This window comes from Paenarthrobacter sp. NyZ202 (assembly GCF_049860755.1).
In the GTDB taxonomy this organism is placed as follows: Bacteria; Actinomycetota; Actinomycetes; order Actinomycetales; family Micrococcaceae; genus Arthrobacter.
Window position 1 is genome coordinate 3,618,983 of the sequence record NZ_CP187556.1, and the last position, 16,399, is coordinate 3,635,381.

At 63.5% G+C, this 16,399-nt stretch carries 13 protein-coding genes and 1 tRNA gene; 8 read left to right on the forward strand and 6 right to left on the reverse strand.

The window, feature by feature from the left end; all coding sequences use genetic code 11:
* The first annotated feature begins 36 nt into the window (after positions 1-36).
* The 5 genes from ACPFL9_RS16745 (at position 37) to ACPFL9_RS16765 (ending at position 7,270) form a co-directional block, all read left to right on the forward strand.
* Positions 37-2,355: a transglycosylase domain-containing protein gene (locus ACPFL9_RS16745; protein ID WP_426003984.1), complete on the forward strand. Its 2,319-nt coding sequence runs from the start codon at positions 37-39 to the stop codon at positions 2,353-2,355.
* Positions 2,356-2,361: 6 nt separating this feature from the next.
* On the forward strand, positions 2,362-3,309 hold the full coding sequence (locus tag ACPFL9_RS16750; protein WP_426003985.1) for a metallophosphoesterase: 948 nt from the start codon (positions 2,362-2,364) through the stop codon (positions 3,307-3,309).
* A gap of 151 nt (positions 3,310-3,460) precedes the next feature.
* Positions 3,461-5,260 (forward strand): ABC transporter ATP-binding protein, encoded by a 1,800-nt coding sequence (locus ACPFL9_RS16755; RefSeq protein WP_426003986.1) that lies wholly within the window; start codon positions 3,461-3,463, stop codon positions 5,258-5,260.
* The gene (locus tag ACPFL9_RS16760; RefSeq protein WP_426003987.1) at positions 5,257-7,089 is read left to right on the forward strand and encodes an ABC transporter ATP-binding protein; all 1,833 of its coding nucleotides are present in this window, start codon (positions 5,257-5,259) and stop codon (positions 7,087-7,089) included. The genes ACPFL9_RS16755 and ACPFL9_RS16760 overlap by 4 nt, the downstream gene beginning before the upstream one ends.
* Positions 7,090-7,193: 104 nt before the next feature.
* A tRNA-Pro gene (locus tag ACPFL9_RS16765) sits at positions 7,194-7,270 on the forward strand.
* A 196-nt stretch (positions 7,271-7,466) separates the two neighbouring features.
* Here ACPFL9_RS16765 and ACPFL9_RS16770 read toward each other — a convergent pair.
* The gene (locus ACPFL9_RS16770; RefSeq protein ID WP_426003989.1) at positions 7,467-7,691 is read right to left on the reverse strand and encodes a hypothetical protein; all 225 of its coding nucleotides are present in this window, start codon (positions 7,689-7,691) and stop codon (positions 7,467-7,469) included.
* Positions 7,692-7,815: 124 nt separating this feature from the next.
* Between ACPFL9_RS16770 and ACPFL9_RS16775 the strand changes: the two genes are divergently transcribed.
* The gene (locus ACPFL9_RS16775) at positions 7,816-9,093 is read left to right on the forward strand and encodes a helix-turn-helix domain-containing protein (RefSeq protein ID WP_426003990.1); all 1,278 of its coding nucleotides are present in this window, start codon (positions 7,816-7,818) and stop codon (positions 9,091-9,093) included.
* 72 nt (positions 9,094-9,165) lie between these two features.
* On the opposite strand, the gene ACPFL9_RS16780 is transcribed toward ACPFL9_RS16775, so the two are convergent.
* Both ACPFL9_RS16780 and purD read right to left on the reverse strand, forming a co-directional pair.
* Entirely contained in the window at positions 9,166-10,104 is a 939-nt protein-coding gene (locus ACPFL9_RS16780) for a phosphoribosylaminoimidazolesuccinocarboxamide synthase (RefSeq protein ID WP_426003991.1), read from the reverse strand.
* A gap of 2 nt (positions 10,105-10,106) precedes the next feature.
* Positions 10,107-11,417 carry a phosphoribosylamine--glycine ligase gene (gene purD / locus ACPFL9_RS16785; protein ID WP_426007602.1) on the reverse strand — a complete coding sequence of 437 codons (1,311 nt, stop codon included), beginning with the start codon at positions 11,415-11,417 and terminating at the stop codon, positions 10,107-10,109.
* 114 nt (positions 11,418-11,531) lie between these two features.
* Between purD and ACPFL9_RS16790 the strand changes: the two genes are divergently transcribed.
* The gene (locus ACPFL9_RS16790) at positions 11,532-12,548 is read left to right on the forward strand and encodes an asparaginase (RefSeq protein WP_426003992.1); all 1,017 of its coding nucleotides are present in this window, start codon (positions 11,532-11,534) and stop codon (positions 12,546-12,548) included.
* Positions 12,549-12,574: 26 nt separating this feature from the next.
* Positions 12,575-12,970 (forward strand): sterol carrier family protein, encoded by a 396-nt coding sequence (locus tag ACPFL9_RS16795; protein WP_426003993.1) that lies wholly within the window; start codon positions 12,575-12,577, stop codon positions 12,968-12,970.
* Between the two features lie 61 nt (positions 12,971-13,031).
* Here ACPFL9_RS16795 and ACPFL9_RS16800 read toward each other — a convergent pair whose 3' ends face one another.
* The 3 genes from ACPFL9_RS16800 to ACPFL9_RS16810 all read right to left on the reverse strand — a co-directional run bounded on the left by ACPFL9_RS16800 (position 13,032) and on the right by ACPFL9_RS16810 (position 16,344).
* A complete protein-coding gene (locus ACPFL9_RS16800) occupies positions 13,032-14,519 on the reverse strand; it encodes a cation:dicarboxylate symporter family transporter (protein WP_426003994.1) in 1,488 nt (495 codons plus the stop codon).
* A gap of 289 nt (positions 14,520-14,808) precedes the next feature.
* The gene (locus ACPFL9_RS16805; protein WP_426003995.1) at positions 14,809-15,576 is read right to left on the reverse strand and encodes an SDR family oxidoreductase; all 768 of its coding nucleotides are present in this window, start codon (positions 15,574-15,576) and stop codon (positions 14,809-14,811) included.
* A 24-nt stretch (positions 15,577-15,600) separates the two neighbouring features.
* Positions 15,601-16,344 (reverse strand): aspartate/glutamate racemase family protein, encoded by a 744-nt coding sequence (locus tag ACPFL9_RS16810; RefSeq protein ID WP_426003996.1) that lies wholly within the window; start codon positions 16,342-16,344, stop codon positions 15,601-15,603.
* Between the last annotated feature and the right edge of the window lie 55 nt (positions 16,345-16,399).

The following is a 16,399-nucleotide window of genomic DNA, read 5'->3' on the forward strand; positions in this document are numbered from 1 at the left end:
ACAGAAAGCCTAGCCCTTGCCGGTAAAGTGGAAAACATGGTGACTCGCAAGAACCCCATATTCGACACTGCCACCACCCTCGGAAAGATTCTCGGTTTCCTTGGCGTGAGTGCGATCTGTGGCGTGCTGGTAGCTGGACTTCTGGTTCCCGCGGCCGCAGTCTCAGGCAGTGCCGCAAGTGGTTCCATCCAGTTCTTTGACACGCTGCCCGCGGAACTGCAGGTCGACCCGCCCAGCCAGAACACCACGATCCTGGCCAAGGACGGTACACCCATTGCGTCCATCTACGCAGAGAACCGTACCAAGGTTCCGCTGGACCAAATGAGCCCGTTCATCAAGGACGCTGTCATAGCCATCGAGGACAGCCGATTTTATGACCACGGCGGTATCGACACCACGGGTATCATGCGTGCCCTTGTCAGCACCGCCCGCGGCAACAAGCAGGGTGCTTCCACCATCACCCAGCAGTACGTGAACAACGTCATCAACGAGTCACTGGTGGCGTCCGGCAAGGAAGACGACGTCAAGCTCAACGGCTACAACAAGGGCGTGGGCGACAAGCTCCGCGAAATGAAGCTGGCGATCGCTCTGGAGAAGAAGTTCTCCAAGGAGCAGATCCTTGAGGGCTACTTGAACATCGTGTTCTTCAACCGTGATGCTTACGGCATTGAAGCTGCATCCAAGTTCTTCTTCAGCACCTCGGCGAAGGACCTGACCCTTCCCCAGGCTGCCCTTCTGGCCGGCTTGGTGAACAGCCCGTCCGCTTTTGATCCCATTGCCAACCCGGACAACGCCAAGAAGCGCCGGGACCTGGTACTGGCCGCCATGGTCAACCAGAACAAGATCACCCAGGCCGAATACGACGAGGCCGTGGCCACCCCCGTGACTACCAAGGTCACTCCCGCACGCCAAGGTTGTGCCTACGCCACCATGGCACCGTACTTCTGCGACTACGTGCTTCACCTCCTCCTGAACAACCCCGCTTACGGCGAAACGCAGGATGACCGCGAAAAGCGTGTCATGCGCGGTGGCCTGACCATCCAGACCACCCTGGACCCGACGGCCCAGACAGTTGCCCAGCAGCAGGTGGATGCGACTGCCGGTGCCAACCCGGACAAGTGGGGCGCCTCGCTCGTCTCCGTCCAGCCCGGCACAGGCCAGATTGTCAGCATGGCCCAGAACACTGTTTGGCTGCCGCAAGAAGGCAAGTTCGATCAGACCCAGAACTTCAACGTGGACGTCCTGGACGCCAACGGCAATGACCTGAACGGCATCGGTGGCTTCCAGCCCGGCTCAACGATGAAGCCGTTTACGTTCGCCGAGTGGCTGAACGAGGGCAAGTCGATGAACCAGAACGTCAATGCGTCGGTGCGTAGGTATGGGGTGAATTTCCCTTGGCGCAACACCTGCCCAACCCCGACGGATGGTTTCTATGACGCAACCGTTCCGGGCAGCTTCGACTTGCAGAACTCCGATCAGGGTTACTACCGCAACATGACCGTCCTGTATGGCCTCATGAACTCCATCAACACGGCAACGTTCGCTTCCGCAGCCCAGGTGGATTTGTGTGGCATTCAGAAGATTGTTGACGCAACAGGTATCCACGGCGGCCTCCCCATGCGCGACAAGGAAGGCAAGATCACGGACCCCAACCCGCAGGTTCCGATGACCCGGCTCTCGAACCTGATCGGTGCCACCCAGACCGCACCCCTGACCATGGCAGCTGCGTTTGCCACGTTCGCTGCCGACGGCAAGTACTGCGAGCCGATCGCCATCACCTCGGTCAAGGACCAGGCGGGTGCTGAGCTTCCCGCCCAGGCATCCAACTGCAAGGACGCCGTCAAGCCGGACGTGGCCCGTGGTGTGGCCTATGCTATGCAGGAAGTCCTCAATGCTGGTTCCGGCTCCCTGATCAGGCCGTCTCTGTCCACAAGAAACAACTTCCCTGTCGCAGCCAAGACCGGTACCAACGACACCAACGGCTCCACCTGGGTGGTGGGTTACACCAGCGGCCTTGCAACGGCTTCCTGGTTCGGCGATCCGCTGGGCGACCAATCCCGGCCCGGTCGGAATATGACCGTCAACGGCAAGTACTACCAAGCGATCGACGGTTACATGATCGCTGGTCCGCAGTTCACCAACTACATGCTGTCGGTCGCTCCGGCGTATGGAACCAATCCTTTCCCTGCACCTCCGTCGAACCTCCTTGGCGGCGGAGCACCGCAGCGCAACACCACCCCTGCGCCTTCCACGCCGAACAACAACGCCCCGTCCAACGGCGGCAATACCGGCGGGAACAGCGGCAATAACGGAAATGGCAACGGCAACGGTAATGGCAACGACGATAAGGACTGACCAATAGTGCCTTTTCCTGAATCCCTGGCAAACCGCGTCCGCACCCTTGGGCGCGGTTTCGCCGTTACGACAGTTCTTGGGGCTACCGCGGGGGCGGCAACTGCTGCCTACGGTTGGTGGGAGAAGGATCAATTCGGTATCAGGAACGAAACCCTCCCCATTCTCCCGGAGGGTTTTGGCCCGCTGCGGGTACTGCACCTGAGCGACATCCACTTCGTTCCAGGTCAGGATAAAAAGGCACAATGGCTGCAATCCCTGGCCGATCTCAAGCCGGACCTCGTGGTCAATACCGGCGACAACCTCAGTCATGCCAAGGCCATTGATCCCCTCATCGAGGCACTCAGGCCCCTGATGCAGTTCCCGGGTGTTTTCGTCCCGGGGTCCAACGACTATTACGCCCCCCGGCTCAAGAACCCGGCGGGCTACTTCCGAGGGCCCTCAAAGCACAAGGCAGACCCGGTAAAACTCGACTGGCCCAGGCTGCGCTCCGCCTTCGGGATGGCGGGCTGGGTAGACCTGACCAATCGTGCGCAATCGCTCGTCCTCAACGGCTTACGCTTCGATTTCTCCGGCGTTGATGATCCGCACCTCAAACGCGAACGCTACGCAGGTTGGCCCCGCGGCACCGTAAACCAGGATGCCAGGCCACACCTCCGCGTGGCGGTCATCCATGCTCCCTACCAACGTGTTTTGGACCATTTCACGGAAGCCGAGGCGGACCTGATTCTCGCCGGACATACCCACGGCGGCCAGATCTGCATTCCCGGCTACGGCGCGCTCGTCTCCAACTGCGACCTCCCCACGTGGCGCGCCAAAGGCCTGCACGATTGGCAGAACGATATTTACACGACGCCGGTCAACGTCTCCGGCGGCATCGGCACGTCCCGCTTTGCTCCGGTCCGCATCGCCTGCCGCCCGGAAGCGGTGCTGCTGACGCTGACGTCCCGCAACTAAAACCAAGGGCAGCATTACAAACTCCAATAACTGGTCAAACATTTCACCGCGCCCACGCTGACCTGTGAACCGAGTCACGGCATGGCATAGGGTGGTTGCTACGGGAAACTACCTCCGCACCACCTGAAGATCCAGCTGTTGAGAAGCGGGCATGTCCAAGCAAACGTCATTCTTTACCTCCGTCGGCCGCCTGTACCCCCATGTGCGGCCTATCCTTCCCCGGTTGTTCATGGGCCTGCTCTGTGCCCTGCTGGCCAGCATCGTGGCGCTGTCCATCCCCCAGGTCCTGCGGGTCCTGGTCAATAATTCGCTCCAACCCGGCGGTGACCCGGGCGCTGTCTGGACTGCCGCCGTCGTCATCCTTGCGTTGGGCGTGGCGGAAGCAGGATTGGTGGCGCTGCGACGCCAGTTCGTCATCAACCCGGCCACGACAGTCGAGACCAGGATGCGGGTGTCACTGTACGGGCACCTGCAGCAACTGACGGTTTCTTTCCACGATCGTTGGGGTTCCGGGCAGTTGCTGTCGCGTGCCATGACGGACCTGAGCTTCCTGCGCCGCTGGATGGCGTTCGGCGCGATTATGCTGGTGGTCACCACCCTGACGGTGATTATCGGCGTGGGCGTCATGTTCACCATGAGCTGGCAACTGGCGCTGATTTTCCTCGCCGCCGCCGTGCCCATCATGATCAACTCGTTCCGCTTCCGACGGCGCTTCAGCCTGGTCACCAGGCTTAGCCAGGACCAGGCCGGCGACCTCGCCACCACCGTGGAGGAGTCCGTCCACGGCATCCGCGTCCTGAAGGCCTTCGGACGAAGCCGCGAAGCGTTGGAGAACTTCAATGGCCAGGCGGAGGAACTGCGGCAGACGGAAATCGCGAAAGCCAAGCAACAGGCCGGTTTCACGCTGGTGGTGACGCTCCTGCCGGAGCTCGCGCTGGGGGTTGGACTGGTGGTAGGAATCATGCTGGCGGCGTCGGGCCAGCTGAGCATCGGCTCGCTGGTGGCATTCTTCGCAACGGCCGCCGTGGTTGCCACGCCGGTGGAATTCTCCGGCATGCTCCTGGCCATGGCCCTGACCGCCAAGACGGCGTTGGACCGCCATTTTGAGGTCATGGATACGCCCAACACCATCACCTCGCCGGACAAGCCCGCCACACCGTCGGCTGTCAAGGGTGCCTTGCGCTTCGAGCAAGCGGGCTTCGGGTACGACGACGGCGGCACCCTCCTGCGCGATATCAATCTGGAGATTCGTCCCGGCGAGACGATGGCCCTGGTGGGCATCACCGGCAGCGGCAAGAGCGCACTCCTCCAGTTGGTCCCCCGTCTCTACGAGGTAACGGAGGGGTCCGTGACGATCGATGGTGTGGATGTCCGGGACATGGACCTGGAGGATCTTCGCCGGGTCGTGGCCGTTGCCTTCGAGGACACCACGCTGTTCTCCAGCTCCGTGCGGGACAACGTGTTGCTGGGAGCACCTGAGCCAACGGACGCCGCCCTGGACGAGGCCCTGGATGTTGCCCAGGCGCAGTTCGCCTACTCGCTCCCGGATGGCGTGGACACCCTGATCGGTGAGGAAGGCCTGAGCCTCTCCGGCGGTCAGAGGCAAAGAATCGCTTTGGCCCGGGCCATAGCCGCCAAGCCGAAAATCCTGGTGCTGGACGATCCCCTCTCTGCCCTGGACGTGAACACGGAAGAGCGGGTGGAGGCGCGGCTGCGTGATGTTCTCCACGACACCACCACGCTGATCGTGGCCCACCGTCCGTCCACTGTGGCATTGGCGGACCGGGTTGCCCTGCTCGAAAACGGAACCATCACCGCCGTCGGGACCCATTCGGAACTGCTGGCCGGCAACGCCCACTACCGCTACGTCATCGCGAGCCTGGACACTGGTCCGAAGGACCTGGACTCCGAACTGGACGAGCTCGAAGAAGCCGAGGAGGCCCGCCGGTGAGCGCCACAACCTTTGGAACGGCCAACGAGGACAACACCCACCTCAGCAAAGCGGACAGCAAAGCCGTACGACGCCGGTCGCTCACCTTGCTTGGGTCGCTGATCCGGCCCGTTCGCTTGCGTTTCTGGCTGACGATCGTGGTGGTGGTTGTTTCACAGCTCGCCCGGGTGGCGGGACCCGCCCTGATAGCTTTCGGCATCGACAACGCGCTTCCCGCGCTGCAGGCCGGGAACAACGGGCCGCTGGTGCTGGTGGGAGTCCTCTACTTGGGCGCAGCCATCGCCACGGCCGGGCTGACGTCGCTCTACGTCACGTCCACGGCAAAGCTCAGCCAGGCCATGTTGCTGGACCTGCGGGTACGCGTCTTCCGGCATACCCAGCGGCTGAGCCTTGAGTTCCACGAGAAGTACACGTCCGGCCGCATCATTGCCCGGCAAACTTCAGACTTGGAGGCGCTCCGCGAACTCTTGGACTCGGGCGTCAGCTCCTTGGCTTCCGGCCTGCTGTTCATGGTTTTTACGGCCATTACCGTGTTCGCCCTGGATTGGCGGAGCGGCTTGATCATGCTGGGTGCCGGCGTGCCCATGTTCCTCCTGGCCCGCTGGTACCAGAAGCACTCGCAGATCGCCTTCCGCGAGTCCAGGGTTGTTTCTGCCCGGCTCATTGTGCACTTCGTGGAGACCATGACCGGTATCCGGGCCGTCAAGGCCTTCCGCAAGGAACGCGAAAACGCCCGGACCTACGGCGAGGTTGCCGAGGCTTACCGGAAGAACACAGTCCGATCGATCTTCCTCAACGGGGTGCTGCAGCCTGGCCTGGTGCTGATCGGGAACGTGTGCGTAGCCGTAGTCTTGTTGGTCGGAGGTTTCCGGGTGTTGGGCGGAGACCTGGAAGTTGGTGTCCTGCTGGCCCTGATCTTGTCCACGAAGCGGTTCTTCCAGCCCGTGGACCAGATGGCCATGTTCTACAACTCCTTCCAAAGCGCGCAGGCGGCCCTGGAAAAGGTATCCGGGCTCCTGGAAGAGGTTCCCACGGTCCGGCCACCTAAAAATCCCGTGGCGTTGAAGAATCCACGGGGTGCAATCGACTTCAACGGCGTGGAGTTCGGATACGGCGAAGGCAAGACTGTTGTCCCTTCGCTCGATCTGCACATTCCGGCGGGGCAGACAGTGGCCCTGGTGGGACAGACAGGTGCCGGTAAATCAACGCTGGCCAAGCTCATTGCCCGTTTCTATGACGTCACCTCTGGGTCCATCACCCTGGATGGCATTGACCTGCGGGACCTCTCCACCACCGATCTTCGCCGATCTGTGGTGATGGTGACCCAGGAGGCGTTCCTGTTCAGCGGCTCGGTGGCCGACAACATCGCGCTGGGCCGGCCGGAAGCTTCGCGCGCGGAGATCGAAGCTGCTGCCAAGGCCGTGGGCGCGCACGAGTTCATCGCCGGACTGCCCGACGGCTATGACACAGACGTCAATAAGCGTGGCGGGCGGGTCTCTTCCGGTCAACGACAACTCATCGGATTTGCCCGGGCGTTCCTGGCAGCACCCGCGGTGCTGATTCTCGACGAAGCAACGTCCTCCTTGGACATCCCGTCGGAGCGAATGGTGCAGGAGGGGCTGGCCAATCTCCTGGAGGGCGTCGCCGGCGGAGCCGCGCCGCGGACTGCGATCATCATTGCCCATCGGCTTTCCACGGTGGAGACGGCGGACCGGGTGCTGGTGGTGCACGATGGGCGGATCGTTGAGGACGGCTCCCCTGCTGGGTTGATTTCCGGTGGCGGACGGTTCGCCCGCCTGCATGGTGCATGGAAGGATTCGCTGGTCTGACATGATGCGCCGCTGGGCTGCCTTTGTGAGCAGGGACACCGCCTCCTCGATTTCGCATCCTGCACCGATTCAGCTATCCTTGAACAGTTGCTTTCGCAGCGGATCGGGATGTAGCGCAGCTTGGTAGCGCGCTTCGTTCGGGACGAAGAGGTCGCAGGTTCAAATCCTGTCATCCCGACCAAGAAACGAAAATGGCGTCGAGAAATCGGCGCCATTTTTGTTTGTTCGAATCACACTGCTTTTGTGCGACCTCGCATTGCCGGGCCCGCTTTGCGCCCCTGGCCAAGCTTTGCCAACGCAGAGCGGCTCCAGCAACGAAGGCAATAAGAAACCCCGGAGCAGCTCGTGATGCTCCGGGGTTTCTTCGGAAGTGCTGTTTACATCGGATCAGGCCAGTTGCCAATGGACGACGTGCTGTACGTGGTCTCTGTCGTCTTGGTGGGGGCGGATACCGATGCACGCATCGGATCCGGCCAGTTGCCAATGGCGCTGACAGTTGAGCTGGAGTCCGCAGCGGGAGCTGCAGAGACGACTGCGGGGCCCGCAACCGTGAAAGCGAGAGCGCCTGCCAATGCCGCAGAAGCGGCGAGTTTTTTGAACATTATGTTCCCCAATGCGAGTCGGATTCGTTACGGAAATTGCGCGGTCCCTGTTGACATACATTGTAAAATGTTTTCCACAGAGACTGTCAAGGTTTTGGTGCGATCACACGTGTAGGAGGGCCCCGTGGGAAACGGATTCGGCGAGAAGCTACGTGCCGAACGGCTCGAACGCGGGTTGACGCAGGCAGAGCTGGGCAAGAACCTGTACTCCCCCAGCTACATCTCCTTGCTGGAGACCGGCCGCCGGGAACCGACGGCTGAAGTGATCGAGGAACTGGCCCGCCGGCTCGAACTCGCCCCCAAAGCACTGGAGGCCTGGAGCCAGCCTGTGTCCGTCAGCGACGCAGAATACGTCCTGGCCGGCCTCTACGCCCGGCAGGCGTGGGATCTCAGGGACTACCAGCTTGCTGCGAGCCACGCTGCAACCGCAGCCCAGATTGCGTTGGAAGCGAAAAACAACAGCGCCTGGTGGAACATGACCTACATGCAGGCCGAATGCGTCATGAAGCAGGGCCAGCTGAAGGAATGCCAGCAAATCGTGGAGCACCTGCTGGAGCACCCCATGGCCACCGAATCCGCCGGACTCGGTGTTCGTGCCTGGCAGATGCTTGCCGCTGTCTGCCACGGACAAGGGCAGCTGGCCACCGCCGTCGAGCATGCCAAAAAGGCTGTTGAGCTGTGCGGTGAGCTGCCCAAGGGATCCACACTGATCATTGGCGCGCACCGCGCGTTGATTGGTGCGCTGGCGGAGAGCGGCAAACTGGATGAGGCGTGGGAGTATTGCCTCGCGATGATCGAGCACATGGATGAGCACTCCATGTCGCAGCTCGCCGGCGAGGTCGCATGGGTGGTGGGCAACGTTGCGTTCATGCGGCACGACTACACGGAAGGCATCAAGCACCACGAGCGTGCTGCCTCGCTCCTCTCCCCTGCCAATGACATCGAGCTGTGGGCACGGTTCAACAAGGCCTCCGCTGCGGTGAGGCTGTCCTCGGGCATCGTGGAGCCTGAGACTTTGTCCGCCATTGAACGGGCTGAACTGGCACTGTCCATCGTGGGCGGCAACAAGACGGACCAGCTGGAGGTCGCCTTCATCCGCGCCCGCTGGCTGTACTTGACCGGTGACATTCCTGCCGCCGTCCAGAAGCTCCGTGAAATTTACCAGGACCGGAAAGTCCTGGCCCGCCACACGGCCGGCGAAGTGTCGTTGTTGCTGGGCAAATCCCTCAAGGCCGCCGGTGAAACCTCCGACGCCCTGCATTTCCTCGAAGAGGCGCAACACGACTTCAGCGCCGCCGGAGCCTCGGACAGGGTCCAGCAGGCCATGGATGCGGTGCTGGAGATCCGGCTGGCCGAACGCCGCGCCGCCGCCCACCCAGAAGCACATTCAGAAGCCAGCTAGCCCATCTAAGTAGCAGTAGAGCGCGTTTTGACGGCTCAAAACGCGCTCTACTGCGACCCAGTTGGGTGAGGGCTAGGCGAAGGTGCGGCCCGTCAGTTTCTCGTACGCCTCGACGTAGCGGGCACGAGTGCGCTCCACTACCTCTGTCGGGAGGGCCGGCGGCGGAGTGTCGGAGGACTTGTCCCACCCCGACTCATCCGACGTCAGCCAGTCGCGGACGTACTGTTTGTCGTAGGACGGCTGCGACTTGCCCGGTGCATACGTGGACGCATCCCAGAAGCGCGAGGAGTCCGGGGTCAGGACTTCGTCGCCCAGCGTGATGATGCCGGTGCCTGCGTCGATGCCGAACTCCACCTTGGTGTCGGCCAGGATGATGCCGCGTGAGCGGGCGATCTCCTCGGCGCGGGTGTAGATCTTCAGAGTCAGCTCGCTGAGCCGGGCCGCGATGTCATCGCCCACCAGCGCCACGACGTCGTCGTAGGTGATGTTCTCGTCGTGCTCGCCCACCTCGGCCTTGGCGGAGGGGGTGAACAGGGCCTTCTCCAGGCGGGAACCATCCACCAGGCCCCCGGGCAGCGGGATGCTGCACACCGTACCGGATTCCTTGTATTCAGCCAGGCCTGATCCGGTGAGGTAGCCGCGGGCGATGCATTCCACCGGGAACATGTCCAGCTTCTTGCAAATCATGGCCCGGCCTTCGACCTCGGCGGGGACACCGCCCTCGACCGTGGAGGCCAGCACATGGTGCTCGACATCCAGCTGCTCGAACCACCACAGGCTCAGCTGGGTCAGGACGCGGCCTTTGTCCGGGATCTCGCTGCTCAGGACGTGGTCGTAGGCGCTGATACGGTCACTGGCCACCACCAGGACGCACTCCTGGCCGACCTTCTCCGTGATGGATTCGTCGGCCGGGACATACAGGTCGCGGACTTTGCCGGAGTAGACGTGCGTCCAGCCGGGCAGCTGCAGTGCGTTGGTTTCAAGCCCGCCGGAGGGCAAGGAATCGGTCATGGTCACGCCTGCACTTTCGGGATGCTGCCGGTGGCGCCGTAAGGAACCTTGATTTCGCCGCGCGCTGCCTTGCCTGCGATATCCGTACGGTACTGGGAGCCTTCAAGCTGAACCAGCTCCACGCCGTCGTACGCTTTTTCGCGCGCGTCCACCAGATCGGAACCGAGCGCCACCACCGCAAGGACGCGGCCACCGGCAGAGACAACCTTGCCGTCTTCGTCCAGCTTGGTGCCGGCGTGGATGACGTGGACGCCGTCCAGTTCGTCAACCTTCTTGAGGCCGCGGATGCGGTCGCCGGTACGGGGCGTGTCCGGGTAGTTTTCGGCGGCAACGACGACGGCGACTGCCGTGTCCTTGGACCAGCGCAGCTCTTCTGCCGTGTCCAGTTCGCCCTTGGCAGCTGCCAGCAGCAGCGCGCCGAGCGGGGTCTTGAGACGGGCGAGGACGGCCTGGGTTTCGGGGTCGCCGAAGCGTGCGTTGAACTCGATGACCCGCGTTCCGCGGGAGGTGAGTGCCAGGCCGCAGTAGAGCACACCGACGAAAGGAGTACCGCGGCGGGCCATCTCGTCCACGGTCGGCTGGGCCACACGGTCGATGACTTCCTGCACGAGCCCTTCAGGGGCCCACTCGAGCGGCGTGTAGGCGCCCATGCCGCCCGTGTTGGGGCCTTCGTCGTTGTCGAAGATGCGCTTGAAGTCCTGGGCCGGGGACAGCGGCACGGTGGTGTGGCCGTCGCAGAGGACGAACAGGGAAACCTCGGGACCGTCCAGGAACTCCTCGATCACCACGGTTCCACCGGCGTCGAAGCATGCCTGGGCGTGGGCCAGGGCCTCGTCCCGGTTACGGGTGACCACAACGCCCTTGCCGGCGGCGAGGCCATCGTCCTTGACGACGTAGGGAGCACCGAAGGTGTCCAGCGCGTCTGCGGCTTCTTCGGCGTTCTCAGCGACCCGTGCCATGGCGGTGGGCACACCGGCTTCGGCCATGATCTGCTTGGCGAAGGCCTTGGAGGCTTCCAGTTGTGCAGCTTCCTTGGAAGGGCCGAAGACGGGGATACCGGCTTCACGCACAGCGTCGGAGACACCCGCGGCGAGCGGAGCTTCCGGGCCGACGACAACCAGGTCCACGCCCAGCTTGGTGGCGAGGGCGGACACGGCTTCCGGGTTGTTCCCGTCAATCGCGTGGGTGGGAACGAGTTTGCTGATGCCGGCGTTGCCCGGAGCCGCGTGGACCTCGGACACGTTGGGATCTTCAAGCAGAGAGCGGACAATGGCGTGTTCGCGGCCGCCTGGGCCAATGACGAGTACCTTCACAGTCTTCAAGGGTACTTTGTGTGCGGCGAGGGGCCTAAGCTGTTGCGGCGACAGCGTTCAGCGTGACAGGGCAACGTGACCCGTCCCTGCGTCCGGGCAACCTAGACTTGCCTCATGCCACTGAGTTCCCATGAAACGTTCAACGTTGAGTCCGCCGTCGAACTGGCCGTGATCGAACGCAGTGGCTTCATCGAGTCCCGGCACATCGGGGCCGCCGTGGTCCTCTCGGGAGACGGTTCGGTAGTCACCCGCCTGGGTGATATCGATGCGCCGGTCATGGCCCGTTCCACCCTCAAACCATTCCAGGCCCTGGCAGCCATGCAGTCCGGAGTGCCCCTCCGCGGCGCCCAGGTGGCTGTGGCCTGCGGAAGCCATACCGGATCCCTGGATCACATGGACGTGGTGGCGGGCATGCTCAAGGCAGCAGGCCTGAAGGAAGACCACCTGCAGTGTCCCGCCACGTGGCCAGAGGATGAAACGGCCCGCAACTGGTTGGTCCGCGCGGAGAAGGGCCGGTCCCGGCTCGCCTTCAACTGCTCCGGCAAGCACGCGGCGTTCCTCTGGGCATGCTCCGAAAACAGCTGGGACCTGCGCAGCTACCTTGAACCAAACCACCCCCTGCAGCAACGCGTGCGTTCCGTCATCGAGGAGTACAGCGGCGAAGCCATCTCGCACCTGGGTATCGACGGTTGCGGCGCACCCGTGGCAGCCGTTTCCCTCACCGGACTGGCCCGGGCATTCTCCCGCCTTGCCAAGTCGCCCGGCGACTCCACCTCCAACGCCCGCGCGGCAACCATCGCCACGTCCATGCTGGACTACCCTTGGGCGGTCCAGGGCCGGGGCGAGTCCAATACGATCGTGATGGAAGAGCTGGACATCCTGGCCAAGATCGGCGCCGAAGGCGTGCTGGTCCTTGCCACTGCCACCGGCGCCACGGTGGCCGTCAAGATGCTGGACGGGAACCTGCGCGCCACCACCCTGGTGGGCTTGACCCTGCTGGCCGTCAGCGGTGCGGTGGATGTTCCCGCCGTGTCCAACGTGCTGGAACGGGTGGTGGAGCCGGTCCTCGGCGGAGGCCGCCAGGTGGGCAGGATCCGCCTGGGCCACGCAGTGTCCGCCATGCTCGGCTAGTTCGTCTTAACAGGAGAAACAACACCATGGCAGTTGCACGTCGCCGCGTAGACATCCAGGAAGGCCGCGTCGCGCTGGAGGCCTGGCAAACCGCCGTCGGGCATCCCGATACCGAAACCGCCGGAGCCGGGACGCCGCCGTCGCGCTCCTTGATCGCGACGGCGGTCCGCTACTCCCTGGAGGAGGTAACCGCCCGCGCCCCCGGCAATTCCGTGGAGGTGCGGGTGCCGCCGTTCGGCGTGACCCAGTGTGTGGAGGGGCCGCGGCACACGCGCGGGACTCCCCCGAACGTCATAGAGACCGACGGCGGCACCTGGCTTGAGATGGTGACCGGCCGGATTTCGTGGGCGGATGCGGTGGCGGCAGGCCGGGTGGCAGCATCCGGGCTGCGCGCGGATCTTTCCCACCTGCTTCCGCTTTAAGTGCCGCTGATGCCCCCGGGACGCGGGTCCTGGAGGCATCAGCGGTTACGGAACCGCCCGCTCAGTCAGGGCAGACCGGGTTGCTTGCCTGCCCCTTCTTGCTCATTTCGAACTGGGGAATGTTGTCCGCCGTGGGGCCACCACGGAATTTGGGAGACGGGGTCTGCCCGTCGCTGATGCGCTCGAGCTCCTGCTCCTCGTAGACGTCTTCCTTGCCGAGCATGATGGCCGAGTCCTCGTTGGTGATCTCGCCCTTGAAGGCGCGGACCATCACGCTGCGGTCAAACTGGCCCTCCCATTTGGCGACGACGAACGTGGCCACGCAGTTGCCGAGCAGGTTCACCACCACGCGCATGGAGTCCATGAGGCGGTCGGCCCCCAGGAGGAGTGCGACGCCGGCCACCGGGAAGATCCCCAGGGCTGCGGCGGTTGCCGACAGGGCCAGGAACGATGAGCCCGGCACGCCTGCCATGCCCTTGGAGGTCAGGAGCAGCACGCCCAGGGCTGCCAGCTGCTGTCCGAGGTCCAGGTTGTGCCCGAACGCCTGCGCCAGGAACAGCAACGAGATGGACAGGTAGATCGCAGCGCCGTCCAGGTTGAAGGAGTATCCGGTCGGGACCACCAGGCCGGTGGTTGCACGGGAGCAACCGGCGTTGGTCAGCTTGGTCATGATGCGGGGCATGACGGCCTCGGTGGAGGCCGTGCCCAGCGCCAGCAGGAATTCCTCGCGGGTGTACTTGAGGAAGTGCCACAGCGGGACCCGTGCGAAGCCCCAGGCCACCAGGAACAGGAGCGCGATGAAGACAATGGCGGCGCCGTAGCAGGCGGCAATCAGCAGCGCGTACGTTCCCAACGTGCCCAGTCCGTACTGGCCGATGATGAAAGCCATGGCACCGAACGCGCCGATCGGGGCTACCTTCATGATCCAGGACATGATCTTGAAGATCAGTTCCAGGACGGTTTCCATGAGGCTGATGACCGGCATGCACCGTTCGCGGCCGATGACCACGATCGCTGCGCCGAAGAAGACGGAGAAGAAGAGCACCTGAAGCAGGCTGTTGTTGGCGAAGGCCCCGATCACACTGGTGGGGATGACATCCAGGATGAACGCCGCAGCATCTTTGGGCGGCGCGTTCCCGGTCTTGGCGTTAAGTGCTTCCTGGGACAGTGTTGCCGGATCGATGTTCAGGCCGGCGCCTGGCTGGACGATGTTGCCCACGATGAGTCCGAAGACCAAGGCGAAAAGTGTTGCTGCCGTGAAGTAGACGAGTGCTTTGACCCCGACCCTTCCGACCGCTTTGACGTCGCCGACTGCTGAGATTCCCGTGACAATCACGAGGAAGATCAGCGGGGCGATGATCATCTTGATGAGTTGAATGAATCCATCGCCCAAGGGCCGGAGGGTGGACCCGATGGTCGGCCAGAAGTGGCCGATGAGTACACCTGCGACGACAGCGATCAGGATCTGAAAAAAGAGCGACCTGTACAGGGGCTTCTTCTTCAGCGGCGCCGAACTCGCCTTCAGCGCCGAAGAGTCTGGGATTTTCATTGTTCTGAACCAATCAGTTGGGATCAGCCCCGATTTTCAGGGGGTTTCTTCAATGTAATCCCGGTCACACCATTCCGCAAGGGGAGAATCCTTTTCCATATTATGGAAGTCATAATGTGTTTGGTATGCCACGCCTGCGTACCGCCACCACCTTCTTTGGCACCAAAAAGCCCGCGACACGCCGTGAAAAGGGGCGCGCCGCGGGCTGGGCTGCGTGAAAGTGGGTGGTGGCGGTACGGGCCTTGGTCGGGCAGGCTCCGGGGAGAGCAGTTCTGAGGGCTGGGAAGTCCTAACCCCGGCCGATGAACGGCATGCCCGCGGCAGTCACAACCACGGAACCCACACTGGCCGACGCCGGCATGTTGGCCATCATCAGCACAGCCCTGGCTGCGTCCTCCACCGGGAACATGGGCTCCACCTTGCGGGAACCATCGGCCTGCAGGGCGCCTGAGCCCACACCGATGGTGTCCATGATCTCGGTGCGGGTATTGCCAATATCAATCTGGCCGCACGTGATGCCGAAGCCGCGCCCGTCCAGCTCAATGCTCTTGGTGAGGCCGGTCATGGCGTGCTTGGTGACTGCGTAAGCAACAGACCTCGGCCGGGGCGAGTGCGCGGCAATGGAGCCGTTGTTGATGATGCGCCCGCCCTGGGGTTCCTGGGCCTTCATGGTCCGGACAGCCTCCGCCGCACACAGCATTGAACCGGTCACGTTGACGCGCAGGGTGGCCTCCCACTCCGCAATGTCGATGTCTCCCACGTCGCCCGCGGGCCCGAAAATTCCGGCATTGTTGAACAGCACATCCACCCGGCCCCAGCGCCGCCGCACCTCCGCGAAAAGGTGCGTGACGTCGTCGGGCACTGTCACGTCGCACGGCACCGCAAGGGACTCCGGATGCCCATCCGCCGTCTCCAGCAGCTGCGCCTCACGGCGCCCGGCCAGCGCAACGCGGTAGCCCTCGGCCAGCATCAGCCGGGCGACAGCCCTCCCGATACCGGAACCTGCCCCGGTCACGACGGCGACCCTCCGGTCTGCGGGCGGGCGTGAGTCATTCATGTGGTTGCCTTTCGACGGGGTTGCCTAGCGTGCAGCGGTCTGGGCTGCGGCAGTTATCGGCCAGCCTATGACAGTCTTGGGCCGGGGCGCGGCGTAGGTACGGACCTTGGACGTGGAGAGGCCCAGGCGCACCAGGGACTCGGCGATGGTCACGGCCGCGGCCACCCCGTCCACTACCGGCACGCCGGTGCGCTCCCGGATCCGGTCGTCCAGCCCCGCCATGCCGCCGCACCCCAACACAATCACTTCGGCGTGATCGCGGGTGACAGCCTCTTGGGCCTGGCCCACGATGGCTTCCACAGCGCGGTCGGGGTGCTCCTCCAATTCCAGGACGGCCATGCCGCTGGCCCGGACCGAGGCGCACCGTGCGTCAAGCCCGGCAAGCTTGAGGCGGTCTTCGATCAGCGGCACAGCACGGTCCAGCGTGGTGACCACGGAGTACTTGTGGCCAAGGAACATCGCCGTGCTGGCGGCAGCCTCGGTAATGTCCACCACGGGAACATCAAGGAGTTCCTGCAGGCCCTCGCGGCCGTGCTCACCGTACCCTGCCTGGATCACGGCGTCGAACGGCTCGGGATAGTTCACCACGGCATCCATGACTGCGATGGCCGCAAGGTAGCTTTCGAAGTTTCCCTCGCAGGAGTCGGCACCGAACCGTGGGGTGATGCCGATGATTTCCGTTCCGGGAGCTGCGGCCGCGCGTGCTTGGGCGGCAATGGAATCGGTCATGGACTGGGTGGTGTTCACGTTTGCGACAAGGATGCGCATGGTTTTTCCTTTCAATGGCAATGCCCGCCCTGCGGTTTGACGACCGGGAGGACGG